The sequence below is a fragment of the Cupriavidus necator N-1 genome (assembly GCF_000219215.1).
Lineage (GTDB): Bacteria > Pseudomonadota > Gammaproteobacteria > Burkholderiales > Burkholderiaceae > Cupriavidus > Cupriavidus necator.
On record NC_015726.1, the window covers coordinates 1,063,994 to 1,089,512 of the forward strand.

General features: G+C 67.7%; 24 protein-coding genes. 10 read left to right on the forward strand and 14 right to left on the reverse strand.

Translation table 11 applies throughout. The features are described from left to right. Window positions 1-43 precede the first annotated feature (43 nt). Complete coding sequence (ggt, locus tag CNE_RS05060) at window positions 44-1,924, forward strand: gamma-glutamyltransferase (protein WP_013956059.1); 1,881 nt, start codon at window positions 44-46, stop codon at window positions 1,922-1,924. 67 nt (window positions 1,925-1,991) lie between these two features. On the opposite strand, the gene CNE_RS05065 is transcribed toward ggt, so the two are convergent. The 4 genes from CNE_RS05065 to CNE_RS05080 form a co-directional block, all read right to left on the reverse strand. Next, window positions 1,992-3,068, reverse strand: a complete 1,077-nt coding sequence (locus CNE_RS05065; RefSeq protein WP_010809084.1) for a phosphotransferase — start codon at window positions 3,066-3,068, stop codon at window positions 1,992-1,994. A 60-nt stretch (window positions 3,069-3,128) separates the two neighbouring features. Next, window positions 3,129-3,854 (reverse strand): histidine phosphatase family protein, encoded by a 726-nt coding sequence (locus tag CNE_RS05070; RefSeq protein ID WP_013956060.1) that lies wholly within the window; start codon window positions 3,852-3,854, stop codon window positions 3,129-3,131. A gap of 83 nt (window positions 3,855-3,937) precedes the next feature. Beyond that, window positions 3,938-4,717, reverse strand: coding sequence for an oxepin-CoA hydrolase, alternative type (locus CNE_RS05075; protein WP_013956061.1), 780 nt, complete (start codon window positions 4,715-4,717; stop codon window positions 3,938-3,940). 33 nt (window positions 4,718-4,750) lie between these two features. Then, window positions 4,751-6,274: a 3-hydroxyacyl-CoA dehydrogenase gene (locus tag CNE_RS05080; RefSeq protein WP_013956062.1), complete on the reverse strand. Its 1,524-nt coding sequence runs from the start codon at window positions 6,272-6,274 to the stop codon at window positions 4,751-4,753. Window positions 6,275-6,463: 189 nt separating this feature from the next. On the opposite strand from CNE_RS05080, the gene CNE_RS05085 reads away from it, so the two are divergent. Further along, window positions 6,464-7,108, forward strand: coding sequence for a glutathione S-transferase (locus tag CNE_RS05085; protein ID WP_013956063.1), 645 nt, complete (start codon window positions 6,464-6,466; stop codon window positions 7,106-7,108). 96 nt (window positions 7,109-7,204) lie between these two features. Here the strand turns inward: CNE_RS05085 and CNE_RS05090 are convergent, their stop codons facing one another. Continuing rightward, a complete protein-coding gene (locus CNE_RS05090) occupies window positions 7,205-8,386 on the reverse strand; it encodes a pyridoxal phosphate-dependent aminotransferase (RefSeq protein WP_013956064.1) in 1,182 nt (393 codons plus the stop codon). A gap of 83 nt (window positions 8,387-8,469) precedes the next feature. Beyond that, a complete protein-coding gene (locus CNE_RS05095; RefSeq protein ID WP_013956066.1) occupies window positions 8,470-8,997 on the reverse strand; it encodes a PIN domain-containing protein in 528 nt (175 codons plus the stop codon). A gap of 49 nt (window positions 8,998-9,046) precedes the next feature. On the opposite strand from CNE_RS05095, the gene yaaA reads away from it, so the two are divergent. Both yaaA and CNE_RS05105 read left to right on the forward strand, forming a co-directional pair. After that, window positions 9,047-9,832 carry a peroxide stress protein YaaA gene (gene yaaA / locus CNE_RS05100; protein WP_041228327.1) on the forward strand — a complete coding sequence of 262 codons (786 nt, stop codon included), beginning with the start codon at window positions 9,047-9,049 and terminating at the stop codon, window positions 9,830-9,832. 26 nt (window positions 9,833-9,858) lie between these two features. Then, window positions 9,859-11,001: a M14 family metallopeptidase gene (locus tag CNE_RS05105; protein ID WP_013956067.1), complete on the forward strand. Its 1,143-nt coding sequence runs from the start codon at window positions 9,859-9,861 to the stop codon at window positions 10,999-11,001. Window positions 11,002-11,081: 80 nt separating this feature from the next. On the opposite strand, the gene CNE_RS05110 is transcribed toward CNE_RS05105, so the two are convergent. The 3 genes from CNE_RS05110 to CNE_RS05120 form a co-directional block, all read right to left on the reverse strand. Beyond that, window positions 11,082-11,861, reverse strand: a complete 780-nt coding sequence (locus CNE_RS05110; RefSeq protein ID WP_371827391.1) for a BspC domain-containing protein — start codon at window positions 11,859-11,861, stop codon at window positions 11,082-11,084. A gap of 250 nt (window positions 11,862-12,111) precedes the next feature. After that, window positions 12,112-12,999, reverse strand: a complete 888-nt coding sequence (locus tag CNE_RS05115) for an N-formylglutamate amidohydrolase (RefSeq protein WP_013956069.1) — start codon at window positions 12,997-12,999, stop codon at window positions 12,112-12,114. Window positions 13,000-13,014: 15 nt separating this feature from the next. After that, window positions 13,015-14,001, reverse strand: coding sequence for a Bug family tripartite tricarboxylate transporter substrate binding protein (locus CNE_RS05120; protein WP_013956070.1), 987 nt, complete (start codon window positions 13,999-14,001; stop codon window positions 13,015-13,017). A gap of 124 nt (window positions 14,002-14,125) precedes the next feature. Here CNE_RS05120 and CNE_RS05125 point away from each other — a divergent pair, with 124 nt between their 5' ends. Continuing rightward, window positions 14,126-15,034 (forward strand): LysR substrate-binding domain-containing protein, encoded by a 909-nt coding sequence (locus CNE_RS05125; protein WP_013956071.1) that lies wholly within the window; start codon window positions 14,126-14,128, stop codon window positions 15,032-15,034. A gap of 3 nt (window positions 15,035-15,037) precedes the next feature. Here CNE_RS05125 and CNE_RS05130 read toward each other — a convergent pair whose 3' ends face one another. Further along, window positions 15,038-15,946 (reverse strand): LysR family transcriptional regulator, encoded by a 909-nt coding sequence (locus CNE_RS05130; protein WP_041227820.1) that lies wholly within the window; start codon window positions 15,944-15,946, stop codon window positions 15,038-15,040. A gap of 109 nt (window positions 15,947-16,055) precedes the next feature. Here CNE_RS05130 and mdlC point away from each other — a divergent pair, with 109 nt between their 5' ends. From mdlC to CNE_RS05145, 3 genes are read left to right on the forward strand one after another with little or no spacing between them, the layout of a single operon-like run. Next, window positions 16,056-17,660, forward strand: coding sequence for a benzoylformate decarboxylase (gene mdlC, locus CNE_RS05135; protein WP_013956073.1), 1,605 nt, complete (start codon window positions 16,056-16,058; stop codon window positions 17,658-17,660). A 49-nt stretch (window positions 17,661-17,709) separates the two neighbouring features. Next, the gene (locus CNE_RS05140) at window positions 17,710-19,161 is read left to right on the forward strand and encodes an aldehyde dehydrogenase (protein ID WP_013956074.1); all 1,452 of its coding nucleotides are present in this window, start codon (window positions 17,710-17,712) and stop codon (window positions 19,159-19,161) included. 59 nt (window positions 19,162-19,220) lie between these two features. Further along, on the forward strand, window positions 19,221-20,210 hold the full coding sequence (locus CNE_RS05145; RefSeq protein ID WP_013956075.1) for a Bug family tripartite tricarboxylate transporter substrate binding protein: 990 nt from the start codon (window positions 19,221-19,223) through the stop codon (window positions 20,208-20,210). Window positions 20,211-20,271: 61 nt separating this feature from the next. Here the strand turns inward: CNE_RS05145 and CNE_RS05150 are convergent, their stop codons facing one another. Genes CNE_RS05150 through CNE_RS05160 form a run of 3 tightly spaced genes read right to left on the reverse strand, consistent with a single transcriptional unit; the run spans window position 20,272 to window position 22,973 of the window. Next, entirely contained in the window at window positions 20,272-21,447 is a 1,176-nt protein-coding gene (locus tag CNE_RS05150) for a vWA domain-containing protein (RefSeq protein ID WP_013956076.1), read from the reverse strand. 28 nt (window positions 21,448-21,475) lie between these two features. After that, window positions 21,476-22,069, reverse strand: a complete 594-nt coding sequence (locus tag CNE_RS05155; RefSeq protein WP_013956077.1) for a GNAT family N-acetyltransferase — start codon at window positions 22,067-22,069, stop codon at window positions 21,476-21,478. A 13-nt stretch (window positions 22,070-22,082) separates the two neighbouring features. Further along, complete coding sequence (locus CNE_RS05160) at window positions 22,083-22,973, reverse strand: AAA family ATPase (RefSeq protein ID WP_013956078.1); 891 nt, start codon at window positions 22,971-22,973, stop codon at window positions 22,083-22,085. Window positions 22,974-23,512: 539 nt separating this feature from the next. Here CNE_RS05160 and CNE_RS05165 point away from each other — a divergent pair. Both CNE_RS05165 and CNE_RS05170 read left to right on the forward strand, forming a co-directional pair. Then, a complete protein-coding gene (locus CNE_RS05165; protein WP_013956079.1) occupies window positions 23,513-23,860 on the forward strand; it encodes a c-type cytochrome in 348 nt (115 codons plus the stop codon). A gap of 9 nt (window positions 23,861-23,869) precedes the next feature. Continuing rightward, window positions 23,870-24,268 carry a c-type cytochrome gene (locus tag CNE_RS05170; RefSeq protein WP_013956080.1) on the forward strand — a complete coding sequence of 133 codons (399 nt, stop codon included), beginning with the start codon at window positions 23,870-23,872 and terminating at the stop codon, window positions 24,266-24,268. 99 nt (window positions 24,269-24,367) lie between these two features. On the opposite strand, the gene aroG is transcribed toward CNE_RS05170, so the two are convergent. Next, entirely contained in the window at window positions 24,368-25,447 is a 1,080-nt protein-coding gene (gene aroG, locus CNE_RS05175; protein WP_013956081.1) for a 3-deoxy-7-phosphoheptulonate synthase AroG, read from the reverse strand. Between the last annotated feature and the right edge of the window lie 72 nt (window positions 25,448-25,519).

The following is a 25,519-nucleotide window of genomic DNA, read 5'->3' on the forward strand; positions in this document are numbered from 1 at the left end:
ATCGCCACTACAATCGTTTGATCCTTCCCCCAGGAGATATCGCATGGCTCACCCTGACCTCTCTTCGATGGCGTGGCGCGGCGCGCTGGCCCTTGCCCTGACGGCGCTGCTCGGTGCTTGTGGTACCCAGGGCGGAGGGACCGCCACGCCGGCCGCGCCTGCCGCCCCGACCGCGACCACGCCACCGGCCGCCATGCCGCCGGCACCGGAAGTGTCGTCCGGCTATCGCCCCGGCATGTCCACGGCCTACGCGCAGCGCCATATGGCGGCCGCGGCCAACCCGCTCGCGAGCGAGGCCGGGCGCGCCATCCTGCGCCAGGGCGGCTCGGCCATCGATGCCGCCATCGCGATGCAGGCCGTGCTGACGCTGGTCGAGCCGCAGGCCACCGGCATCGGCGGCGGCGCCTTCATCATGTACTGGGATGGCAAGAACGTTCAGGCCTTCGACGGCCGCGAGACCGCCCCTGCCGGCGCCACCGAAAACCTGTTCCTGCGTTCCGACGGCAAGCCCATGGAGTTCAGCGAGGCCCAGATCGGCGGACGCTCCGTCGGCACGCCCGGCGTGATGCGCGCGCTGGAAATGGCGCACCGGAAGCACGGCCGCCTGCCCTGGGCCAAGCTGTTCCAGCCCGCCATCGACCTGGCGGAGAAGGGCTTCCCGATCTCGGAGCGGCTGTACACGCAAGTGGCGGCCGACAAGTTCCTGGCCAATTCGCCGGAGATGGCCGCGTACTTCCTGGATGCACAGGGCAAGCCCAAGCCGGCCGGCACGGTGCTGAAGAACCCGAAGCTGGCACAGACCCTGCGCGATGTCGCCCGGCGCGGTGCCGGCGTGCTCTACAGCGGACCGATCGCGCGCGATATCGTCGCCAAGGTGAACGATGGCAGCAATGCCGGCTCGCTGTCGCTGGCTGACCTAGGCAGCTACCGGGCCAAGCAGCGCGTGCCGGTCTGCACCGACTACAAGCGCTGGAAGATCTGCGGCATGCCGCCGCCGTCGTCGGGCGGCATCGCCATCGCGCAGATCCTGGGCACGCTGCAGGCGCTCGAAACCAAGAATCCCAAGTACGCGCTGGCCGCGCTCAAGCCACAGGGCGTGAACACGCCGGCGGTGATGGAGGCCAATCCCGACGCGGTCCACGCGATCTCCGAAGCTGACCGCCTGGCCTATGCCGACCGTGGCCTGTACGTGGCCGATACCGACTTCGTGCCGGTCAACGTGACCGGCCTGGTCAGCCCGTCCTACCTTGCCACGCGCGCGGAGCTGATCGGCGACAAGAGCATGGGCAAGGCCCAGCCAGGGGTGCCGCCGGGCACGGCGATGGCTTACGCGCCCGACCGTTCGCCGCCGCGCGTTTCCACCTCGCAGATCGTTGCGGTCGATGACCGCGGCGGGGCGATTTCGATGACCACCACGATCGAGTCGTACTTCGGCTCGCATCTGATGGTGCGCGGTTTCATGCTGAACAACCAGCTGACCGACTTCTCCTTCGTGCCGAGCGAGAACGGCAAGCCGGTGGCCAACCGCGTGGAGCCGGGCAAGCGCCCGCGCTCGTCGATGGCGCCGACGCTGGTGTTCGACCGCGAGAGCGGCCAGCTGGTCGCCACGGTCGGTTCGCCGGGCGGCTCGCAGATCATCGAGTACGTGTCCAAGACCCTGGTCGGCATGCTGGACTGGAACATGGACGTGCAGGCCGCCATCGGCATGGGCAACTTCGGCAGCCGCAACGGCCCGACCGAGGTGGAGAAGGGGCTGGTGTCGCCGGGCCTGGTGCAGGCACTGCAGCAGCGCGGCCACCAGGTGGCCGAGATCGAGATGACCAGCGGCACGCAGGCCATCATGCGCAAGCAGGGGCCTGACGGCAAGGCGGTGTGGGCGGGTGGTGCGGACCCGCGGCGGGAAGGGGTGGCGCTGGGGGATTGAGCGCCGCGCGACGCGGATGAAAAACGGGCGCCTCGGCGCCCGTTTTCTTGCCGCAGCCGTTGCTGCGTCAGCCCTTCGCCTTCTGCGCGTACTGCCACCCCATCTCCGCCATCGGCCGCGCGCGCTTGCCCGCGTCCAGCGCCTGCGCCGACGACGCGGTACCGTCCACCACGCGCTTCATGATCCCCTGCAGGATGCCGGCGATGCGGAACATGCTGAAGGCCAGGTAGAAGTTCCAGTCGCCGGTGATCGGGCGGCCGGTGCGCTGCTCGTACAGGCGGCGGTAGCTGGCTTCGTCGGGGATGCCCAGTGCGGCGAAGTCCACGCCTGCAATGCCGCGGAACTGGCCCGGGGCGATATGCCAGCTCATGCAGTGATAGCTGAAGTCCGCCATCGGGTGGCCCAGCGTGGACAGTTCCCAGTCCAGCACCGCCAGCACGCGCGGCTCGGTCGGGTGGAACATCAGGTTGTCCAGCCGGTAGTCGCCATGCACGATCGAGGTCAGGTCGGCGTCTTCCTGCGGGATATGCTGCGGCAGCCAGTCCATCAGCGCGTCCATCGACGGGATCGATTCGGTCTCGGACAGCTTGTACTGCTTGGTCCAGCGCTCGATCTGGCGCTGGAAGTAGTTGCCGGGCTTGCCGTAGTCGCCCAGGCCGATGGCGTTGTAGTCGACCGTGTGCAGCGCGGCGATGACGCGGTTCATCTCGTCGTAGATGGCGCTGCGCTCGGCGGTGCTCATGCCCGGCAGCGACTGGTCCCACAGCACGCGGCCGGCGACGAACTCCATGATGTAGAAGGCGCGGCCGATCACGGACTCGTCCTCGCACAGCGCGTACATGCGCGCCACCGGCACGTCGCTGCCGGCCAGCGCGGCCATCACGCGGTACTCGCGCTCGATCGCGTGCGCCGAAGGCAGCAGCTTGCTCTTGGGGCCGGGCTTGGCGCGCATCACGTAGGTCTGGCCCGGCGTGACCAGCTTGAAGGTCGGGTTGGACTGGCCGCCCTTGAACTGCTCCACGGTCAGCGGGCCGGCAAAGCCCTCCACGTGCTGGCGCATCCAGGCTTCCAGCGCGTCGGTGTCGAAGCGCTGCTGGTCCGCCACCGGGCGCGTGCCCTCGAAGTGCGATACGTTGCTCGTCATGCTGTCTCCGTTGGTTTTCTGTTCGGTATCGGTTGGGATTCGATCAAGTCCGCGGCGCACTCAGCCCTGCGGCTGGCGTCCGCGCAAATACTGGTGCAGCAGCACTTCCATGGTGGTGTGGCGCGTGCCGCTGTGAACGGGCGTGGGCGGCGAGTAGTTGGTCATGCGCACCACCCAGTCGAGCGGATCGTCGCCCATGTCGAGCACATTGATGCAGCCCGCGGTCTGCAGCAGCGAGCCGAAGAACACGCGCCGCCCGCAGGTGATGGCCTGCGACAGGATGGCGCGGTTGGTGCCGCCATGCAGCACCATCAGCGCGGTGTCCCAGTCGGGATCGGCGCGCAGGCGCTCCAGCGCGGGCAGCACGCGGTCGAGGAACTGGCCGATGGTCTCGCCGTTGAGGAAGCGCTTGTCTTCGGGGACTTCGCCCTCGAAGGCGCCGACGAAGGCGTCGCGCAGGTCGTGGTCGGCGATGGTGGACAGGTCGCCGCCACGGATTTCCTGCAGCGCGGGCCAGACTTCCGGCACCACGTCGTCCATCCCGGGCAGTTCGGCCAGCACGCGCTCAGCCGTCTCGACGGTGCGCGGCAGGCCGCTGACGATGACGCGGTCGAAGCGAATCTGTTCGGCGGCAAAGGCGCGCCCGGCGGCGGTGGCCTGCATGCGGCCGGTCTCGTTCAGGGGCACCATCTCGGGCAGGGCAGGGCGCCCGGCCTCGTCAAAATATGAAACGGCACCATGCCGCATCAGGTAGATGCGGCGACGCGAGGACGGCGGCAATTCCATGCGTTGTCTCCTTGCATTGTGCCGGCATGCCCGTCTGCCGCGGGCTGGCCGTTCGGGTAAAGCCAGGCGTCCGGCGCCCGGCTTCAGCGGTACTGCGGCTTGCGCTTTTCCAGGAAGGCGCTGATGCCTTCGCCGCCGTCGGGGTGATGCAGCGCGGCGACGAAGCTGTCGCGCTCGGCCAGCAGGTGTTCGGCGCGCGATGCGGTGGCCGCGTGGTTGATCAGATCCTTGATGCGGCCCACGGCGTGCGGCGACTGGCGGGCAAGGCCGGCGGCCAGGCGCAGGGCCTCGTCCAGGGCCTGGCCCGGCTCGGTGACGCGGTTGACCAGCCCGAACTGCGCCAGCCGCGCCGCGTCCACCGGCTTGCCTTCCATCATCAGTTCGCTGGCCAGCGGGCGCGGCAGCGCGCGTGCGATCTCGTACGAACCGCCGCCGTCGGGCGTGAGCCCCACGGAAACATAGGCCATCACGAACTTGGCATTGCTGGCCGCCACTACAAAGTCGCACGCCAGCACCACCGAGAAGCCCGCGCCCGCGGCCGCGCCTTCCACCGCCGCGATGATCGGCTTGGGAAAGGCGTGCAGCGACTCGACCCAGCCGTTCAGCAGGGCGATGCTGGCGGCCTGCACCTCCTGCGGCTGGCTGCGGTTGCCGAGCAGCCGGTTCAGGTTGCCGCCGGCGCAGAAAATGCCGTCGGCGCCGGTGATGATGACTGCGCGCACCGAGTCATCGGCCGCAGCCTGATCCAGCGCCTGCTGCGAGGCCGCGTAGATGTCCGGGTGCAGCGCATTGCGTGCCTCGGGGTTCGAGATGGTCAGCACCAGCGTCGAATCGACGCGGTGGGAAAGCAACTGTGCGGGCATGGGCGTGGCTCGGTCGGTGGGGCGGTGGCGGGCTTACTGCTCTTCGGCCAGCAGCGACAGGCCCAGGCCGGCACGGCGCCACAGCCACGGGCTCGGGCGGTAGCGCATGTCGCCGGTGAGCGCTTCCATGTTGCGCAGCGTCTCCAGCACCAGTTGCGGGCCGACCGCATCGCCCAGCGCCAGCGGGCCCTTGGGATAGCCCAGGCCCAGGTTGACGGCGAGGTCGATGTCCGACGGCGTGGCGATGCGTTGCTGCGCGATATCGCTGGCGATATTGATGATGCAGCAGAGCACGCGCTGCGCGACGAAGCCGGCCGAGTCGCGGATCACCGTGACCGGCACGCCGTCGCTGCCAAACAGGCCGTGCGCGGCATCACGGGCGGCGGCGCTGGTGGCCGGCGTGGTCATCAGCGTGCGGCGCTTGGTGGCCTCGAACGGCAGCAGCGTGTCGATGGCGACGGTGCGGGCCGGGTCCAGGCCCTGTTGCAGCGCGCTGGTGGTGGCGTCCAGGCCGAGCGGGGTGACGATGATCAGCGCATCGGCCGACGGCTTGTTGCCGCCTTCCGGGGTCACGCCCAGCGCGCCCAGCAGCTTGCTCACCATGGCGTGGCCGCGCTCGCTGGCGTGGCTGACCCACACGCTCGACGGGCGCGCGCCCGGCACCGCGGCAGCGGCCGGCACTTTCTTCTGGCCATCGGCGTACGAATAGAAACCAGCACCCGCCTTGCGGCCGATCAGCCCGCCGACCGCGCGGATCGCGGTGATCGGCGAGGGGCGGTAGCGCGGTTCCTGGTAGAACTGGTTGTAGATCGATTCCATCACCGGGTGCGACACGTCCAGCCCGGTCAGGTCCATCAGCTCGAACGGCCCCATGCGGAAGCCGGCCTGCTCGCGCATGATGTTGTCGATGTCGGAAAACCCGGCCACGCCTTCCTGCGCGACTTTCAGGCCTTCGATATTCATACCGCGGCCGGCATGGTTGACGATAAAGCCCGGCATGTCCTTGCAGCGCACCGGCGTATGGCCCATGCGGCGCGACAATGCCATCAGCGCGTCGCCCACCGCGGGGTTGCCCGACAGGCCGTCGATGACCTCGACCACCTTCATCAGCGGCACCGGGTTGAAGAAGTGGTAGCCGGCGATACGGCCCGGGTGCCTGGCGCCGACTGCGATGGCAGTGATCGACAGCGACGACGTGTTGGAGGCAATGACGGCGTCTTCACGCAGGACCGCTTCGAGCTTGGCGATCAGGTCGCGCTTGACTTCCAGTTTCTCGACGATGGCTTCCAGCACCATGTCGCAGCCGGCCAGGTCTTCCAGCGTGCCGCAGGGCTTGACGCGGGCCAGCGTGGCCTCGGCGTCGGCAGCGCTGATCTTGCCCTTGTCGGCGAGCTTGGCCAGCGTGTCCTGCAGGTACTGGCGCGCGGCGGCCACCGCTTGCGGGTTGGTGTCGTACAGGTTGACGGTCAGGCCCGCCTGCGCGGCGATCTGCGCGATGCCCCGGCCCATGGCGCCGGTGCCGACGATACCCAGCGTATCGATGGTGAAAGTGCTCATCATTCGTCCCAGAAGTTGTGGTTAAATTAGCACGATCGTACGTTTTTTGCACCTTCCGCGACAGTCCAGCGGGGCAGGCGGCGTGCGCTGATCGGCCAGCCGGTACACTGCAGACCCCGGATGGTCCACAATCACCCGACATCCGCACCGTGCGATGCGGGGATCATTCCAATAACGGAGAGAGACGACATGCTGAAGCTCTGCGGTTTTGCCGCCAGCAACTACTACAACAAAGTGAAGCTGGCGCTGCTGGAAAAGAACGTGCCGTTCGAAGAGGTGCTGGCCTGGATCGGCCAGACCGACCCGGCAGCCACGCCCGCGGGCAAGGTGCCCTACATCATCACCGAATCCGGCCCGCTGTGCGAGTCCGAAGCCATCGTCGACTACGTAGAGGCGGCCTATCCGCAGACGCCGCTGCTGCCGGGCGACCCGTACCAGGCCGCCAAGGTGCGCGAGATCGTCGTCTTCATGGAACTGTACCTGGAGCTGACCGCGCGCGAACTGTACCCCGAGGCATTCTTCGGCGGCAAGGTCAGCGATGGCGTCAAGGAACGCCAGCACAAGCTGCTGACGCGCTATGTCCCCGCCTTCGCCAAGCTGGCGAAGTTCTCGCCGTATATCGCCGGCGACACCTTCACGCTGGCCGACTGCGCCGCCGCGGCGCACCTGCCGCTGGTGTCGTCGTGCACCAAGATCATCTACGGCACCGATCTGCTGGCCGACCTGCCGGTCAAGGACTACCTGAAGACGCTGTCGGCGCGCGAATCGGTGCAGAAGGTCAATGCCGACCGCAAGGCCAATCTTGAGCTGATGGCGAGCCGCAGCAACAAGTAACCGGCAACAAGCCGGCCACAAAACCGGCGGCACAAGGTAAAACGCCCGCGATTGGATCGCGGGCGTTTTTCGTTGGCGCAGAGGCCAGGCCTGCGCCTACAGCTTGCCCAGCCGCTCCAGCGCCAGCGCCAGCGTCTCTTCCTTCTTCGCAAAGCAGAAACGCACCACGCCCGATTCACGCGGCTGCGTGTAGAAGGCCGAGACCGGGATCGCGGCCACGCCGATCTCGCGCGTCAGCCACATGGCGAAGTCGGCCTCGCTCAGGTCGGAAATGGCCGAGTAGTCGACGCACTGGAAGTAGGTGCCGTCCGACGGCAGCAGCTTGAAGCGGCTGTTGGCCAGCCCGGCGCGGAAGAAGTCGCGCTTGGCCTGGTAGAACGCCGACAGCTGCAGGTAGGGCGCGGGATCGGCCATGTAGTCGGCCAGGCCGTGCTGCACCGGCGTGTTCACGGTGAACACGTTGAACTGGTGCACCTTGCGGAACTCGGCCATCAGCGCGGCCGGCGCGGCCACGTAGCCGACCTTCCAGCCGGTCACGTGGTAGGTCTTGCCGAAGCTCGAGATCACGAAGCTGCGGCGCGCAAGCTCAGGATGGCGCGAGACCGAGGCGTGCTGCTGGCCGTCGTAGACCATGTGCTCGTAGACCTCGTCCGAGAGCAGCAGGATGTCGGTGCTGGCCAGGATCTGCGCCAGCTGGTCCATGTCGGCCGCGCGCAAGATCGTGCCGGTGGGGTTGTGCGGCGTGTTGATCAGGACCATGCGCGTGCGCGGCGTGATCGCGGCGGCCAGCTTGTCGAAGGGCACGCGGAATTCCGGCGCTTCCAGCGTGACCGGCACGGCGGTGGCGCCGGCCAGCTCGATCGCGGGCAGGTAGCTGTCGTAGCACGGCTCCAGCACGATCACCTCGTCGCCCGGATGCACCGCGCACAGGATCGCGGTCAGGATGCCCTGGGTGGCGCCGGCGGTGACGGTGATCTCGGTGTCCCAGCTGTACTGGTGGCCATAGAGGCTGGCGATCTTGGCGGCGATGGCCTGGCGCAGGCGCGGCACGCCAGCCATCGGCGGGTACTGGTTATGGCCGGCACGCATGGCAGCGGTCACGGCATCGACGATCCTGGGGTCGCAGTCGAAGTCCGGGAAGCCTTGGCCCAGGTTGACGGCGTTCTTCTCGGTGGCCAGCGCGGACATCACGGTGAAGATGGTGGTGCCGACGGCGGGCAGGCGCGAGGGCGGCGGGGTCAGCGGCGTCAACTGGGTGTGGGTGGTGTCTGCGGACATGATGCGAACGTGTCGATGCGGTGGGGACGGGGTGCGATCAGGCGTGCGGCGCCACCACGTAGGCGGCGCCGGGAGCCGACATTCTAAAGCGGATCGGCGGCGCTGGCGGCGCCAAGCGCGGCCAGCCAGGCGCCGAAGGCCGGTGGCGTCATCACTTCCACGCCGCTGCTGCGGCGCAGGCGGCTGCGCAGCTTGAGCACGGCCTTGTCCTTCGATACCAGGCAGGCGGCGCCGGCAAAGTGGGCCAGCTCGATGAACTTCTGGTCGTCGGTGTCCTTGCAGCGCGGCAGGCTGATGGCGTCGTAGTCGGCCTGCGGCGGCGCGGCTTCCAGGCTGGCGAGGCGGTCGACAGTGGCCAGCGCGGCATCGATATCGACGTCAAAGCGGGCAAATTGCGGATAGGCCAGCACCCGGCGCAGTTCCTCGCGGCAGTCGGCGCGGATCACCGGGGCGATGGTGCCGGCCTCAAGCGCGGTGCGGATCGGCTCCACATGGGGGTCGCGGAAGACCAGCAGGTCCACCCAGATGTTGGAGTCGAGCACCACGCGCGGCGCTGATGTGACGCCGGCGGGGCTGGCGAAGAGGGTGGTTCCGGTGGTGTCGAGGCGCATTCGCTACAATCTTGGCTTGTTTGTCCTTGGCTACTGCCGCGATTTTGCCATGCTCATCGTTTTGTCTCCCGCCAAGTCGCTGGACTACGAGACTCCTCCGCGCCTCAAGACCCATACGCTGCCGCGCTTTATCGACCGTTCCGCCACGCTGATCGAGCGCCTGCGCAAGCTGGCGCCGCAGGATGTGGGCGCGCTGATGGACATCTCCGACAAGCTCGCGGTGCTCAATGTGACGCGCTACGGCGACTGGTCGCCGGAGTTCACCGCGGCCAACAGCAAGCAGGCGGTGCTGGCCTTCAATGGCGACGTCTACGATGGCCTGGACGCGAAGACGCTGTCGGCCGATGACCTCGGCTTTGCGCAGAAGCACATCCGCATCCTGTCCGGCCTGTACGGCGTGCTGCGCCCGCTGGACTGGATGCAGCCCTACCGTCTGGAGATGGGGACGCGCCTCGATAACGTTGCCGGCAAGGACCTGTACGCGTTCTGGGGCGACGATGTTACGCAGATGATCAACGCCGACATGGCCGCGCTCAAGCAGGAAGGCGCGCCGGTGCTGGTCAACCTGGCCTCGGAAGAGTATTTCAAGGTGGTGCGGGCCAAGGTGCTGCAGGCGCGCATCGTCACGCCGGTGTTCGAGGACTGGAAGGGCGGCCGCTACAAGATCATTTCGTTCCACGCCAAGCGCGCGCGCGGCACCATGGCACGCTACGCGGTGACGCAGCGCGTGACCGAGCCGGAAAAGCTCAAGCGCTTTGCCGAGGACGGCTACGCCTTCGACGCCGCGGCCTCGGATGCCACCCGCTGGGTGTTCCGCCGCCGCCTGGAAGACTGAAACCCATCGCCACGAGACTGCCAGCCATGCCTGCCGACATGCATATCTCTTCGCAATTCGACTCCGGCGCCATCGAGGTCGAGGCACTCGACCGCGCCGACGATATCCGCCTGCGCATCCGCGCCGACTCGCACGCCGACTTCCGCCAGTGGTTCCATTTCCGCCTGCAGGGCGCGGCGGGGCAGGCGTGCCGGATGCACTTCCTGAACGCCGGCGACTGCACCTATCCGGATGGATGGCGCGACTACCGCGCGGTGGCCTCGTACGACCGCGCCAACTGGTTCCGCGTGCCGACGCGCTTCGACGGCCAGGTGATGACGGTGGAATGCACGCCCGAGCACGACAGCATCTGGTTTGCGTATTTCGAGCCGTATCCGGATGAGCGCCACCTGTCGCTGCTGGCCAGTTGCCAGCGCTCGCCGCTGGCGCGGCTGTCGCACCTGGGCAGCACCGTGGACGGGCGCGACATGACCCGCGTCACGCTGGGCCAGCCCGGCCCCGGCAAGAAGACCGTCTGGATGATCGCGCGCCAGCACCCGGGCGAGAGCATGGCCGAATGGTTTGTCGAAGGCGTGCTGCAGCGCCTGACCGGCACCGGCATGTGGGCGGGCGACCCGGTCGCGCGCAAGCTGCTGGAGCGCGCGGTCTTCCATATCGTGCCGAACATGAACCCGGACGGTTCGGCGCGCGGCAACCTGCGCACCAATGCCGCCGGCGCCAACCTGAACCGCGAGTGGATGGCGCCGAGCCCGGATACCAGCCCCGAGGTCTACCACGTGCGCCGCGCCATCGAGGCCAGCGGCTGCGACATGTTCTTCGACATCCATGGTGACGAGGGACTGCCGTACAACTTCGTCGCCGGCAGCGAGATGCTGCCGGGCTTTACCGAGGCGCGCCGGCGCGAGCAGCAGCGCTTTATCGAGGCCTTCAAGCGGGCCTCGCCGGATTTCCAGGATGTGCACGGCTACGCGGCCAGCAAGTACAACGCGGATGCACTCAAGCTGGCGTCCAAGTACATCGGCCATACCTTCGGCTGCCTGGCGCTGACGCTGGAGATGCCGTTCAAGGACAATGCCGATCTGCCGGATCCGGCGGTCGGCTGGAACGGCGCGCGCAGCGCGCTGCTGGGGACGGCGATGCTGCAGGCGATCCTGGACTACCTGGGCTGAGCCAGCGCAAACGGCCCAACCGGACGAAACCGGGTGGGCCGGAACGGCCTTGGCGCGGACGCGGTGCGCCCGCTTTGCGCCTATTGCTTCTTCTTGGTCTTGCTGGTCGTCTTGGCCGGGCCGGAGGTGGACTTGGCGGTCGTTGACTTCGACGACTTGGACGCCGACGCCTTGTCCGACTTCGAAGCCGTGCTCTTGCCTTTGGCCCCCTTGCGGCTCTTGCTTGCCGAAGTGTGCGTAGCAGCAGGCACGGCCGGCTCGGCAGCCGGTTCGCTGATGGTGGCGCCGCCGCTGTCCAGCAGCTCATACGCCAGCATCATGCCGTCGTCATAACCGCAGCGCACCTTCACCGGCTGCCAGTCGTCGCTGCCGCGGCGCTTGTGCGCGGTAGCGGCGAAGGTGACCACCGAGCTGACCGGCACGGCCTGCTTGCCGGGCGAGAAGCGTCCGTTCCATGGCTCGGTCGTGGCCTGTCCCGCGGCGAGCGCGCCGGTGGGGATCTTCAATGCATCGTAGCTGGCCGAGCGCGGCACCACCCAGCTGGCGTGGGCGGCGCAGTCCGCCACGTCGCTGGTGGCGTTCTCGGTCTTCATCAGTTGTTCGCGCATGCGGGTCCGGTACTCGGACAGGCTGACGCGGCCACGGTCGGGCAGGGTGACGGTCTTGGTGGGCGGAGTGGAAGTGGCGGGTGCCGGGGCGGCGGCAGGTCGGGCGGGCGCGGCGGTGGGTGCCGGGGCAGGGCCGGCGCTGGCATCATCGGCCGGCATATTGGCGCAGCCTGCCAGCGCGATCGCACCGGCCACTGCGGCAGCCACCATGCGGAGCCGGCTGCCGAGCAGTTCGGAGATTCGTCGGATCACGGTGTGAGCGGTGTGTGCGTTCTTGGGTTTTGCCCGCGGGGCCGCAGGGGCCGGCAGGCAAGATGGGTTCGCAAGGAATGCCATGATAGAGGAAACCTATCTGACAAAGTTCCTAAATCTTGTTACCCATTCTTCCAAGGCTTGAGGTCGTGCAGCAAGTGACTTGTGCACTAGCAGGAATCCCTTCTCTCGCACAACTGCGGTGAACCCGCAGCGTATGCGGGGCTGCGTGGCGCAGCCCCGGCCCGGGTCAGGCCACGCGCGACGGCATCGAGCGCGTAAAGCGCAGCAGCTCGTCGAGCAGCAGGTTCAGGTCATGGCGCAGCCTGGCAAAGCCCGCGGTATGCGTCAGGCCCACCTCGTCCATATAGAGCTTGCGGTTGACCTCCAGCTGCAGGCTGTGGCAGCCGGCCTGGGGCTGTCCCACCACGCGCACGATCTCCACGCCCTTGTACGGGTGGTTGCGCCAGACGTCGTAGCCCATCTCCTTGAGCACGCCCTCGACCCGGTCGGTGAAGCGCTTGTCGCAGGTGGTGCCGTCGCGGTCACCCACCACGAAGTCCGGATGCTCCAGCCCCGGGAACTCGGTGGCGAATGGCGCGGCGTGGCTCGGCATCGAATGGCAGTTGATATGCCAGGCGCTGCCGTGGCTGGCGACGGCGCGGTCGGCCAGCTTCTGCAGCTGCGCGTAATAGGGCAGGTAGCAGCGGTTGATGCGCGCCTGCACTTCTTCCACGCTCAGCTTGCGGTCGTAGATGGCCTCGCCAGTGTCCAGCACGCGCCAGACCAGGCCCTTGCCCAGCCGGGTCTTGGAGGTCTCCTGCCTGGCGCCGGGCCACGGTGTGTCGAGCAGGGCTTCGTCGATTTCTTCCAGCGCGCGGTTGGCGTCCAGATAGCTGCGCGGGAAGCCCGCGCACAGCAGCGGGATGCCGCGCGCCGGGGCGCCGGCGTAGAGCTCGTCGACAAAGGTGTCTTCGGCCTGGCGCAGCAGTTCCAGCGGTAGCGCGGGGTCGGGGCGGAAGTCCGTCGGGTAGGTCGTCGCGCTGTGCGGCGAGTCCAGGAACAGCGCCGCGGGCTCGCCCTCGGGCTGGTACAGGTAGAACGGACTGTCCGCGGTGGTTCGGTCGGTGTCGGTCATGGTGTTGCTGTGGAATCAGTCGAGCGAGATCTTGGCGGCGGCGGCCACGCGCTTGTTCTTGGCCACTTCGCTCTTGATCTGGGCGGCAAAGTGCGCCGGCGTATCGCCCACCGGGGTCGCGCCCAGCTTCTCGAGCTTGGCCTTCACTTCCGGCAGTGCCAGCACCTTGACCGCGGCGGTGTGGAGCCTGGTCTGGATATCCGCCGGCAGGTTGGCCGGTGCGATCAGGCCGAACCAGGCGGCGTCGTTGACTTCGCCCAGGCCCAGTTCGGCAAAGGTCGGCACGTTGGGCAGCGCGGCCACGCGCTTGGGCGCTGCCACGGCGAGCGCACGCAGCTTGCCGCCTTCGATGAACGGCAGCGACGACGGCAGGTTGTCGAACAGCACCTGCACCTGGCCGGCCAGCGCGTCGTTCAGCGCCGGGCCCACGCCCTTGTAGGGCACGTGCAGCAGTTCAGTCTTGCTGCTCATCTTGAACAGTTCCCCCATCATGTGCGAGACGCTGCCGTTACCCGCTGAGCCATAGGCAAGCTTGTTGGGCTGCGACTGCGCCAGCGCGATGAAGGACTTCATGTCGGTGGCCTTGACCGCCGGGTTGATGCTCATCACGTTGGGCACCGAGGCCAGGTTGGTGATGGTGGTGAAGTCCTTGGTTGCATCGTAGGACAGGCGCGGGTAGACCGCCGGATTGATGCCATGGGTCGAGGCCGTGGCAATGCCCAGCGTGTAGCCGTCCGGCGCCGCCTTGGACAGGAAAGCGGTGCCGATGCTGCCGCCGGCGCCGCCGCGATTGTCCACCACCACGGCCTGGCCCAGTTGCTGGCCGAGCTTGTCGGCGACGATGCGCGCGACGATGTCGGTGGTGCCGCCTGCGGGGAAGGGCACCACCAGCGTGATCGGCTTGGTCGGGTAGCCGGCCTGGGCGAAGGCGCTGAAGGAGATGCCGGCAGCGGCGGCGGCCGAAGCGGCGGCCAGGAGTCGGAGAAGATGGCGACGTTGCATGACGGGGTCCAGGGGAAGGGGAGGAATAAAGTGGATTTCACGATTCTGCGCGCCCGGGCAAGCGTGCCGCAAACGAAATAAAATCCTTAGCTCATTCCATTTGGTCGTAAAGTAGAGGTGATTTATGCGACGCCTATGTCCGTCGCTGACCGAGTTGCAGGCCTTCGAGGCTGCGGCGCGTCATAACAGTTTTACCGTAGCCGCGCGTGAACTGCATGTCACGCAAGGCGCGGTCAGCAAGCAGGTGCGCAGCCTGGAGGCTTACTTGGGCGTGGAGCTGTTCCAGCGCGTGCGCCAGCGCCTGATGCTGACCAAGGCGGGCGAGCGCTACCTCGAGCGCATCGGCCCCAGCCTGAACGAGCTGGAGGCCGCCACCGTCGAGCTGATGGCGCGGCAGGGGCGGGGCGGCGTGCTGCATATCGCCAGCATGCCGACGCTGGGCGCCAAGTGGCTGATCCCGCGCCTGCCGCAGTTTTTCGCGCGCCATCCGGAGGTGACGCTGGAATTCGTGCCGCACGCGCAGGGCTACGATTTTTCCGAGCCGGACCTGGACGCCGCGATCCGTTTCGGCGACGGCGTCTGGCCCGGCAGCCTGGCCGACTACATGACCGGGCGCGAGGTGCTGCCGGTGTGCCGCCCGGGCCTGCTGGCGTCCGAGCCCGGCGGCGTGGCGCCCACGCCCGCCGCGCTGCTGCGCTATCCGCTGCTGCACCACACCACCGTTCCCGAAGCCTGGCCCGACTGGTTCGCCACGCTGGGCGTGCCGACCCGCGAGGCCTGGAGCGGCGCGCGCTTCGACCAGTTTTCGCTGCTCACGCAAGCCGCGCTGTCGGGTCTGGGCATCGCGCTGATCCCGCGCTGCCTGATCGAGGAAGAACTGGCCACCGGGGCGCTGGTGGTGGCGCATCCGGCCCAGGTGCTGGCCAAGAAGGGCTATTACCTGTGCTATCCGGAGCAGAAGCAGCACCTGCCGGCGCTGCGCACATTCCGCGCATGGGTGATGGAAGGGGCCGACCTGGCGCGGCCCGCCTGACGTTCAGCCCACGTCCGATGTCAACTGGCGCAACTGCTCCAGCAGCTTCGCTGCCGGCGCCGGCAGGATGCCCTGGCGGCGCCGGTACACCGCCAGCCGGCGCGGCGCCTGGGCGCCTTCAATGGGCAGCGGCTGGATCATGCCCGCCTTTTGCTCGGCCTCGTACATCGGCGCGGCCATCCAGCTGAGGAAGCCCGCGCGTGCCACCAGCGCCTTGAGCGCAATGATCGAGCGGGTTTCGGCGACGATCTCCGGCGGCGGCAGCCCGGCCCGTGCAAACAGCCGCTGCAGTTCGTCGAATGGCGCTGTGCCGCGCGGCGGCATGACCCAGCGGCAGCCGACCGTATCCGCCAGCCGCAGCGCCGGCCGGCCCATCAGCGGATGCCCGGCGGCGGCGACCACGAAGCTGCTGTCGCTCCAGCCCACATCCGCCACGGCGCAGATTTCCTCGTTCTCCGGCAAGGCGATGCCGATGGCCAGGTCGATCTCGCGGCGCAGCAGCGCATCGGCCAGGAAATCTCCCACCCCTTCGACGATGCGCACGCGCAGCCCGGGCCAGCGTGCCAGCACCGCCTCGATCGCCTCCGGCAGCACCACGCTGGCCACGCTGGCGACGGTGCCCACGCGGATGGTGCCGGCGGCCAGCCCGCGCAGCGCGCGCACGGCCTCGGTGGCGTGCTCGGCCTCGTGGCGCAAGAGGTTGGCGTGCGGCAGCAGGGCCTCGCCGCAGGCGGTCAGCACCATGCCGGTGGCATAGCGTTCGAACAGCGGCGCGTCCAGCTGGGCTTCCAGCCGCTGGATGGTGCGGCTCAGTGCCGGCTGGGTCACGTTCAGCTGTGTGGCCGCACGGCCCAGGCTGCCGTGTTCGCACACCGCAAGGAAGGCAAGAAGCTGGCGCAGATCGAGGGTCATGCCGAATCGTAATGACTTTGCCCCGAAACGGCAATTTCTGGGCAAGGCCTGATTGTCCATACTGGTCGGCAAGCTTTGTCTCTAATTCCGCACTGGAGCTTCCTCGACCATGGCCAGTTCTGCCTCGCCTGCCGCCTCCGCCACTCCCACCACCGTGCGCACCGCGGTGCTGGACCTGGTGCGCGCGTTCGGCATGACCACCATCTTCGGCAATCCCGGCTCGACCGAGCTGCCGCTGTTCCTCGATTTCCCCGACGACTTCCGCTACATCCTCGGCCTGCAGGAATCCGTGGTGGTGGGGATGGCCGATGGCTATGCCCAGGCCACCCGCAATGCGGCCTTCGTCAACCTGCACTCGGCGGCCGGCGTCGGCCATGCCATGGGCAGCATCTTCACCGCCCACAAGAACCGCACCCCGATGGTGATCACGGCCGGGCAGCAGGCGCGCTCGATCCTGCCGTTCGAGCCCTTCTTGTTCTCGGCTCAGGCCACCGAACTGCCCAAGCCCTACGTGAAGTGGAGTTGCGAGCCGGCGCGGGCCGAAGACGTGCCGCTGGCGATTGCGCGCGGTTACTACATCGCCATGCAGCCGCCGCGCGGGCCGGTGCTGATCTCGATTCCCGCCGATGACTGGGCCCGGCCATGCGAGCCGGTGCTGCCGCGCACGGTCAGCACTGAAAGCCGCGTGCAGCCGGCACTGCTGGCGCAGATCGGCGACGCTCTCGATGCCAGCCGCCGGCCGGCGTTCGTGGTGGGCGCGGCCGTGGACCGCGATGGCGCCTGGGACGACGTGGTGCGGCTGGCGGAACGGCACCAGGCGGCGGTGTGGGTGGCGCCGATGTCGGGGCGCTGCGGCTTTCCGGAAGACCATCCGCTGTTTGCCGGCTTTCTGCCGGCGATGCGCGAGAAGATCGTCGGGCTGCTCACGGGCCACGACCTTGTTTTCGCGCTGGGCGCGGCGGCCTTCACCTATCACGTCGAGGGGTTTGGCCCCCATGCGCCGCCCGGGGCGCAGGTGGTGCAGCTGATCGACGATCCGAATATCGCCGCATGGGCGCCGGTGGGCACTGCCGCAGTCGGCAGCATCCGCCAGGGCGTGGCCGACCTGCTGGCGCGCCCGGCGCCGCCGCGGCGCGAAGCCCCGCGCCCGCGCGTGCCGGCACCGCGCGCCGAGCCCGGCACGCCGATGACCGTCGCCTATGTCCTGCAGACGCTGGCGGAGCTGCGCGACCCCGATTCCATCGTGGTCGAGGAAGCGCCCAGCGCGCGCCCGGTGATGCATCGCTACCTGCCCATCCTGCGCAGCGAGACCTTCTATACGATGTGCAGCGGCGGGCTTGGCTACGGCCTGCCCGCGGCAGTGGGCGTCGCGCTGGGCAAGCCGGGGCGCAAGGTGATCGGCCTGGTCGGCGACGGCTCCAGCATGTATTCGATCCAGGCGCTGTGGAGCGCCGCGCAACTGGGCCTGCCGATCACGTTCATCGTGCTCAACAACCGGCGCTATGCCGCCCTGCAGGAGTTTGCGCCGACCTTCGGCTTTGGCAGCGATGATCCGCTGGTCGGCACGGCATTGCCCGATCTGGATTTCGTGTCGATTGCGCTCGGGCATGGTTGCGAGGCATCACGGGTGACTCATCCTGCTGCATTGCGCGAAGCGCTGGCGACAGCCCTGCGCATGCGTGTGCCGACCGTGGTGGAGATCGAGGTGGCCTGAGCCGCAGCGCCAGACGACAGACGAAGTACCCCTTCCAGGAGACTCCAGGATGCAAAACATCACCATGCTGATCAACGGCGAGCGCACGCAGGCCGCCAACGGTGCCACCTTCGAGCGCCGCAACCCGCTTGACCACAGCGTGGCCACGCGGGCGCCGGCAGCCACGAGCGCCGATGCGCTGGCCGCGGCCGACGCTGCCGCGCGCGCCTTCCCGGCCTGGCGCGACACCGGTCCGGGCGAACGGCGCGCCTTGCTCATGCGCGCGGCGCAGGCACTCGAAGGCAAGGCCGGGGCACTCACCGCCGCGATGGCGGCGGAGACCGGTGCGTCGGCGATGTGGGCCGGCTTCAATGTGCACCTTGCCGTCGGCATGCTGCAGGAGGCCGCCGCGCTGACCACGCAGATCAACGGCGAGGTGATCCCCTCCGACGTGCCGGGCAGCCTGGCGATGGCGGTGCGGCAGGGCGCGGGCGTGGTGCTGGGCATCGCGCCGTGGAACGCACCGGTGATCCTGGGCGTGCGCGCTGTGGCCACGGCGCTGGCGTGCGGCAATACGGTCATCCTGAAGGGTTCGGAGATCTGTCCGGCCACGCATGGCCTGATCGTCGATGCGCTGGCGGAGGCGGGCTTCCCGGCGGGCGTGGTCAACTTTGTCACCAACGCCCCGGCCGATGCCGCCGCGGTGGTCGAGACCATCATCGCCCACCCGGCCGTGCGCCGCATCAACTTCACCGGCTCCACGCGCGTGGGGCGTCTGATCGCGCAGACCTGCGCGCGCCACCTGAAGCCCGTGGTGCTGGAGCTGGGCGGCAAGGCGCCGCTGGTGGTGCTCGACGATGCGGACCTGGACGCCGCGGTGGACGGTGCCATCTTCGGCGCCTTCGCCAACTCGGGCCAGATCTGCATGTCCACCGAGCGCATCGTGGTGGATGCCAGCATCGCGGACGCCTTCGTGGCACGCTTTGCCGCGCGTGCCGGCGCCTTGCCGCTGGCGGATCCGCGCACCGGCCCGGCGGTTCTGGGCTCCGTGGTCGACATGAGCACCGTCGAGCGCTGCAACGTGATGATCGACGACGCGCTGGCCAAGGGCGCGCGGCTGGTCTGCGGCGGCAAGGCGACCGACACGCTGATGCGGGCCACGGTGCTGGATCACGTGATGCCGGACATGGAGATCTATCGCGAGGAATCGTTCGGGCCGGTCAAGGCCGTGGTGCGCGTGGATGGCGTGGAAGCGGCCATTGCCTGTGCCAATGATTCCGCCTATGGGCTGTCGGCGGCCGTGTTCGGCGGCGATGTGGCGCGCGCGATGCGGGTGGCCGGCCGCATCGAATCGGGCATCTGCCACGTCAATGGCCCGACCGTGCAAGACGAGGCGCAGATGCCGTTCGGCGGCGTCAAGGCGAGTGGCTATGGCCGCTTCGGTGGCAAGGCCGGGATCGATGCCTTCACCGAGCTGCGCTGGATCACGGTGCAGACCACGCCACGGCAATATCCGTTCTGAGTGGCGCCGCGGAGCGCTGCGGCAGGCAGTAGCAAAACATAAGACAGGAGACAACCATTATGCGATTCCCCCACCGTATCGCGCGCGCCCTTTGCGCCGCACTGTGCGCGCCGGGCCTGCTGGCTGGCGTGAGCGCGCCGGCCGCCGCGCAGCCGTGGCCGGACAAGCCGATCCGGCTGGTCGTCAACTTCCCCGCCGGCGGGGCCGCGGATACGCTGGCGCGCGGCATCTCGCCCGGTCTGTCCGAGGCGCTGAAGCGTCCGGTGGTGATCGACAACCGCCCGGGCGCCAACGGCATCGTTGGCGGCGATGCCGTGGCCAAGGCGCCGGCCGATGGCTATACCTTCCTGCTGACCTCGGGCGGCGCGGTGGCCATCGACCCCTTCCTCTACAAGAAGATGCCGTACGACCCGCTCAAGGACCTGACCCCGGTCGCATCGGTGGCGCTTGTGCGGGTCTACCTGCTGGTGCATCCGTCGGTGCCGGCGAAGACGCTGGACGCGTTCATCGCCTATGTGCGCGAGCATCCGGGCAAGCTCAGCTACGGCTCGGCCGGCAACGGCAGCACGCCGCATATCGCTGCCGAGATGTTCAAGCGCGCCGGCAAGCTGGACGCCGTGCACGTGCCGTACAAGGGCGCGGCCCCGGCCCTGAGCGACCTGCTGGCAGGGCAGGTGCAGTTCATGTTCGATCCCGGCCCCGGCCTGCAGCACGTGGCCAGCGGCAAGCTCAGGCTGCTGGCGGTGGCCAGCGCCAAGCGCGCGGCGCAATACCCGGACGTGCCGACGCTGGCCGAGGCCGGCCTGCAGGACGTCGACGGCGACTCGACCTTCGGCGTCTATGCGCCCGCCGGCACGCCGCCGGCCATCGTCGAGCGCATGAACCGCGAGATCAACCGCGCGCTCGCCGGCGTGCAGCTGCAGGACAACGTCAACAAGCTGGGCGGTGCGGTGGCGCCGCTGAGCATCCAGGCGTTTGCCGAGCGGCAGAACGTGGATCGCGCGCGCTATGGCAGGTTCATCCGGCAGGCGGGCATCACCGTGGACTGACCCATGAAAAAGGGCGGCATGTCGATGCCGCCCTTTGCGCGCTTCAGCAGCCAGCGCCGCCTTACTTCGACAGCACCTTCATCGCCTGTTCCAGCCCCGCCAGCGTCACCGGATACATCCGTCCCTTCATCAGCTGGTTGATGACCGTGATCGACTGCCGGTACTGCCACAGGCCTTCCGGCTCCGGGTTGAGCCAGACGAAGTGCGGGAACTGCTCGGTCATCCGGTTCAGCCATACCGCGCCGGCCTCGGTGTTGTTGTACTCCACCGAGCCGCCCGGCTGCAGGATCTCATACGGGCTCATGGTGGCGTCGCCGACGAAGATGATCTTGTAGTCGGGCGTGTACTTGTGCAGCAGGTCCCACGTGGCCAGCTTCTCGGCGTGGCGGCGGCGGTTGTTCTTCCACACGTAGTCGTACAGGCAGTTGTGGAAGTAGTAGTACTCCAGGTGCTTGAACTCGGTCTTGGTGGCCGAGAACAGCTCTTCCACGCGCTTGATGTGGTCGTCCATCGAGCCGCCCACGTCCATCAGCATCAGCACCTTGACCTTGTTGTGGCGCTCGGGCCGCAGCTTGATGTCGAGCAGGCCGGCGTTGGCCGCGGTGGAGTGGATGGTGTCGTCCAGGTCCAGCTCGGTGTCGGCGCCTTCGCGGGCGAAGCGGCGCAGCCGGCGCAGCGCCACCTTGATATTGCGCGTGCCCAGTTCGACCTGGTCGTCATAGTCCTTGTAGGCGCGCGCCTCCCACACCTTGATGGCGGTGCGGTTGCCCTTGGACGGGCCGCCGATGCGGATGCCCTCGGGGTTGTAGCCGCCGTGGCCGAAGGGCGAGGTGCCGCCCGTGCCGATCCACTTGTTGCCGCCCTCGTGCTTTTCCTTTTGCTCCTCCAGCAGCTGCTTGAGGCGCTCCATCAGCTTGTCGAGGCCGCCCATGGCCTCGATCTTGGCTTTTTCCTCGGGCGAGAGTTCGCGCTCCAGCGTCTTCTGCAGCCAGTCGAGCGGGATGTCGGACTTCCAGTCGACCAGGCTCTCGACCCCCTTGAAGTAGGCGGCGAAGGTCTGGTCGAACTTGTCGAAGTGCTTCTCGTCCTTGACCAGCGTCATGCGCGACAGGTAGTAGAACTCGTCGATCGACGGCGAGATGACCTGCGCCTTGAGCGCTTCCAGCATGGTCAGGTATTCCTTGACCGAGACCGGCAGCTTGGCGTGGCGCAGCGAGAAGAAGAAATCGATCAGCATGATGCCTCGCTTTCAGTCGGCGGCCGCTTCAGCGCGGACGGTCGAGCTGGAATTGCAGGTGTTGCCGCACCGCCGGCCATTCGCTGGCGATGATCGAGAACACCACGGTGTCGCGCAAGGAGCCGTCCGGCATGCGCTGGTGGTTGCGCAGCACGCCGTCCTGCTTGGCGCCCAGGCGCGCGATGGCGGCGCGGCTCTGCTGGTTCATCCAGTGCGTGCGGAATTCCACGGCGATGCAGTCGAGATGCTCGAAGGCATGGCCCAGCAGCATCAGCTTGCATTCCGTGTTCAGCGGCGTGCGCTGGACGCGGCGCGCATACCAGGTGGAGCCGATCTCCACGCGCCGGTGGGTCGCGTCGACATTCATGTAGGTGGTCATGCCCGCCAGCTCGCCGGCGGCGTCGCGCACCGCGAACGGCAGCATCGAGCCCTGTTCCTGCAGCGCCAGGCGCCGCGCGATCTCGGTTTCGATCCGCTCGGGCGCGGGCACGCTGGTGTACCAGAGCTTCCACAGCTCGCCGTCGGCGCAGGCGCTGCGCAGGCCATCCGCATGCTCGGCGCGCAGCGGCTCCAGCGTGACGTGCCGGCCCACCAGCGTGACGGGTTTGACGAACGCAGTCATGGCGGGCGGTGCCTCAGCGGTTGGCGCGGTTCATGAACACCAGGCGCTCGAACAGGTGCACGTCCTGCTCGTTCTTCAGCAGCGCGCCATGCAGCGGCGGAATCGCGGCCTTCTTGTCCGGGCTCTTCAGCGCCTCGGGCGGGATGTCCTCGGACATCAGCAGCTTGAGCCAGTCGATCAGTTCGGAGGTGGACGGCTTCTTCTTCAGGCCCGGCAGGTTGCGCATCTCGTAGAACGATTCCAGCGCGGCAGCTACCAGCTCGCGCTTGATGCCGGGGTAGTGCACGTCGACGATCTGCTGCATCGTCTCGGCATCGGGGAACTTGATGTAGTGGAAGAAGCAGCGGCGCAGGAAGGCGTCGGGCAGCTCCTTCTCGTTGTTCGAGGTGATGATCACCAGCGGGCGATGCTTCGCCTTGACCAGTTCGCGCGTCTCGTAGACATAGAACTCCATGCGGTCGAGTTCGCGCAGCAGGTCGTTGGGGAATTCGATGTCGGCCTTGTCGATCTCGTCGATCAGCAGCACGACCTGCTCGTCGCCATCAAAGGCCTGCCACAGCACGCCCTTGACGATGTAGTTGCGGATGTCGTGGACTCGGTCATCGCCCAGTTGCGAGTCGCGCAGGCGCGACACCGCGTCGTACTCATACAGGCCCTGCTGCGCCTTGGTGGTCGACTTGATATGCCACTGCAGCAGCGGCATGCCCAGCGCGGCGGCGACTTCCTCGGCCAGCATGGTCTTGCCGGTGCCGGGCTCGCCCTTGATCAGCAGCGGGCGCTGCAGCGTGCGCGCGGCATTGACGGCCAGCTTGAGGTCGTCGGTGGCGACATACTGGTCGCTGCCCTCGAAACGGGCCTGCTGGGCGATGGAAGCTTGGGCGGAAGCGTTGGCGGTGTTTGACATGAGGCAACCTGAGGTGACGGCCTCGGATCGAGGGCCGGGTTGGCGTGCTTGGCGCGGTCTCTTCGCGCTGTCATGCGCGCTTTCATTATGGAAACAGGGTCCGGTGCAGGGCGCCCGCAAGCTGCTGGCGGCAGCATTCGCGAACGGTCGTGCAGATTCCCGGGATCAGCCAGTATAAAAGACCTTTGCGGTTCGTGTTGGGGCACGCTGACAGGCCGTCGGTGGTCCGGGCCGGTTGCTGGACTGGCAGGTGCCGGCTGCGGTACAATGCGGCGGTTTGACGCGCCCCCACGTCCAGTTCTCCAGCATCCGGCAGTCCGCGTTCAGAAGTCCCAGCGGCCCTTCCGGGTCGCGGCGATTGCGAGAGGTGGTTCCAGAATGGTGTTCCACATCCCTGCAACAGAGCGGATGCGACATGTCTGGCGGGTTGCACCTCGGCAATCCGTCCGGCTGCCCTGGTTTCCCCCGCAGAAGCATTCTGAAACCGTCTCCGCCCGGCAGGGCAGGTCACACGGTTTAACTTCCAATCCGCAAAGACAATGAAAAAGCTCCTCACGATGGTGGTGCTGGGCGCGGCTGCAACGGCTGCGCAGGCACAGGAAGTCAAGGGCAATGGAGACGCTGCCAAGGACAAGGTTGCAATGTGCATCGGATGCCACGGCATTCCGGGCTACCGTGCGTCATTCCCCGAAATCTATGAAGTGCCGATGCTGGGCGGCCAGAGCGCCAAGTACATCGAGAACGCGCTCAAGGCCTACCAGAAGGGCGAGCGCAAGCACCCGACCATGCGCAGCATCGCCGCGACGCTGACCGAGCAGGACATCGCCAACGTGGCGGCCTACTACTCGCAGCAGAAGGCCGGTACGCAGAACAATTCCCTCAAGTAAGAGACCCTCATGAATACGCTCAAGACGCTTTCGTTCGCGCTCGGCGCACTCGTGCTGGGTGCTGCCGCGATGCCGGCCTCGGCCGCCGACCTTGCCGCCGGCAAGGCGCTGGTGGAAAAGGGCGCCTGCGTGGCCTGCCATGGCGCGGGCCTGAACGCCCCGATCTCGCCGGACTACCCCAAGCTGGCGGGTCAGCACGCCGACTACCTGTACCACGCGCTGGCGTCGTACCAGGTGTCGGGCAACGCCCTGGTGGGCCGCTCCAACGCCATCATGGCCGGTCAGGTCAACGCCAATCCGGCCGTGACCGACAAGGACGGCAAGCCGCGCCCGTTCACCCGTAAGGAGCTGAAGGACATCGCCGCCTACATCGAGTCGCTGCCTGGCGACCTGGTGCTCAAGAAGTAAGAACGCGCGGCGGCTGCCGTGCCGATGCCAAAAAGCCGCTTCCCTGGAAGCGGCTTTTTGTTGTGTGCGGCAGCGCGGGGCCCGGGCCCCGCCGCGGCATCAGTTGCCGCTGCCCGAGGCCAGCCGGCGCTGGCGCACCGACTCGGCCAGGCCCTCGAGCACCTTGACCGAGTCGTCCCAGCCGATGCAGGCATCGGTCACGGACTGGCCGTAGGTCAGTTCCTCGACCGGCTGGCCCTGCACGTGGTCCTGGCGGCCCGCCACCAGGTGCGATTCCACCATCACGCCGATGATGCGCTGGTCGCCGCCGGCGATCTGGCGGCCGATGTCCTCGCACACCGGGATCTGGTTCTCATGCCGCTTGCTGCTGTTGGCGTGCGAGGCATCGACCATCAGGCGCGAGGCCAGGCCGGCCTTGGCGATGGCGTCGCACGCTTCCTGCACGCTGGCTGCGTCGTAGTTGGGCGCCTTGCCGCCGCGCAGGATCACGTGGCAGTCCTCGTTGCCCGAGGTCGACACGATTGCCGAGTGGCCGCCCTTGGTCACCGACAGGAAATGGTGCGGCTGCGACGCGGCCTTGATCGCATCGACCGCGATCTTGACGTTGCCGTCGGTGCCGTTCTTGAAGCCCACCGGGCACGACAGCCCGGAAGCGAGTTCGCGGTGCACCTGCGACTCGGTGGTGCGGGCGCCGATCGCGCCCCAGCTGACCAGGTCGGCGATGTATTGCGGGCTGATCATGTCGAGGTACTCGGTGCCGGTGGGCACGCCCATCTCGCTGATGTTCAGCAGCAGCTCGCGCGCGGTGCGCAGGCCATCGTTGATCTTGAAGCTGCCATCCATGTGCGGATCGTTGATCAGCCCCTTCCAGCCCACCGTGGTGCGCGGCTTCTCGAAGTACACGCGCATCACCACCTCCAGCTCGCCGGCGAAGCGGTCGCGCTGGACCTTGAGCAGCTTGGCGTAGTCCAGCGCGGCGCGGGTATCGTGGATCGAGCACGGGCCGATGATGACGATCAGGCGGTCATCCATGCCGTGCAGGATGCGGTGCATGGCCTGGCGCGCGCCGTAGATCACGTCCGAAGCCTGTTCGGAGCAGCCGAACTCGCGGATCAGGTGCGCGGGCGGCAGCAGTTCCTTGAGTTCGCGAATGCGCAGGTCGTCGGTGTTCTTCAGCATGATGGCTCCAGGAATCTTGTGAGGTCGTGAGTGTGTGGGGTAACAAACAGGTATAAAAAAACCGCCAGGGTC

Bases quoted from the DNA above. Each gene is read 5' to 3' on its own strand.
- ggt (WP_013956059.1), top strand. From the start codon at position 44: ATGGCTCACCCTGACCTCTCTTCGATGGCGTGGCGCGGCGCGCTGGCC.
- CNE_RS05165 (WP_013956079.1), top strand. From the start codon at position 23,513: ATGAAAAAGCTCCTCACGATGGTGGTGCTGGGCGCGGCTGCAACGGCT.
- CNE_RS05125 (WP_013956071.1), top strand. From the start codon at position 14,126: ATGCGACGCCTATGTCCGTCGCTGACCGAGTTGCAGGCCTTCGAGGCT.
- CNE_RS05145 (WP_013956075.1), top strand. From the start codon at position 19,221: ATGCGATTCCCCCACCGTATCGCGCGCGCCCTTTGCGCCGCACTGTGC.
- CNE_RS05095 (WP_013956066.1), bottom strand. From the start codon at position 8,997: ATGCGCCTCGACACCACCGGAACCACCCTCTTCGCCAGCCCCGCCGGC.
- yaaA (WP_041228327.1), top strand. From the start codon at position 9,047: ATGCTCATCGTTTTGTCTCCCGCCAAGTCGCTGGACTACGAGACTCCT.
- CNE_RS05170 (WP_013956080.1), top strand. From the start codon at position 23,870: ATGAATACGCTCAAGACGCTTTCGTTCGCGCTCGGCGCACTCGTGCTG.
- CNE_RS05075 (WP_013956061.1), bottom strand. From the start codon at position 4,717: ATGCCCGCACAGTTGCTTTCCCACCGCGTCGATTCGACGCTGGTGCTG.
- CNE_RS05120 (WP_013956070.1), bottom strand. From the start codon at position 14,001: ATGCAACGTCGCCATCTTCTCCGACTCCTGGCCGCCGCTTCGGCCGCC.
- CNE_RS05150 (WP_013956076.1), bottom strand. From the start codon at position 21,447: ATGCTGATCGATTTCTTCTTCTCGCTGCGCCACGCCAAGCTGCCGGTC.
- CNE_RS05070 (WP_013956060.1), bottom strand. From the start codon at position 3,854: ATGGAATTGCCGCCGTCCTCGCGTCGCCGCATCTACCTGATGCGGCAT.
- CNE_RS05140 (WP_013956074.1), top strand. From the start codon at position 17,710: ATGCAAAACATCACCATGCTGATCAACGGCGAGCGCACGCAGGCCGCC.
- aroG (WP_013956081.1), bottom strand. From the start codon at position 25,447: ATGCTGAAGAACACCGACGACCTGCGCATTCGCGAACTCAAGGAACTG.
- CNE_RS05160 (WP_013956078.1), bottom strand. From the start codon at position 22,973: ATGTCAAACACCGCCAACGCTTCCGCCCAAGCTTCCATCGCCCAGCAG.
- CNE_RS05115 (WP_013956069.1), bottom strand. From the start codon at position 12,999: ATGACCGACACCGACCGAACCACCGCGGACAGTCCGTTCTACCTGTAC.
- CNE_RS05080 (WP_013956062.1), bottom strand. From the start codon at position 6,274: ATGAGCACTTTCACCATCGATACGCTGGGTATCGTCGGCACCGGCGCC.
- mdlC (WP_013956073.1), top strand. From the start codon at position 16,056: ATGGCCAGTTCTGCCTCGCCTGCCGCCTCCGCCACTCCCACCACCGTG.
- CNE_RS05065 (WP_010809084.1), bottom strand. From the start codon at position 3,068: ATGACGAGCAACGTATCGCACTTCGAGGGCACGCGCCCGGTGGCGGAC.
- CNE_RS05090 (WP_013956064.1), bottom strand. From the start codon at position 8,386: ATGTCCGCAGACACCACCCACACCCAGTTGACGCCGCTGACCCCGCCG.
- CNE_RS05085 (WP_013956063.1), top strand. From the start codon at position 6,464: ATGCTGAAGCTCTGCGGTTTTGCCGCCAGCAACTACTACAACAAAGTG.
- CNE_RS05130 (WP_041227820.1), bottom strand. From the start codon at position 15,946: ATGACCCTCGATCTGCGCCAGCTTCTTGCCTTCCTTGCGGTGTGCGAA.
- CNE_RS05155 (WP_013956077.1), bottom strand. From the start codon at position 22,069: ATGACTGCGTTCGTCAAACCCGTCACGCTGGTGGGCCGGCACGTCACG.
- CNE_RS05105 (WP_013956067.1), top strand. From the start codon at position 9,859: ATGCCTGCCGACATGCATATCTCTTCGCAATTCGACTCCGGCGCCATC.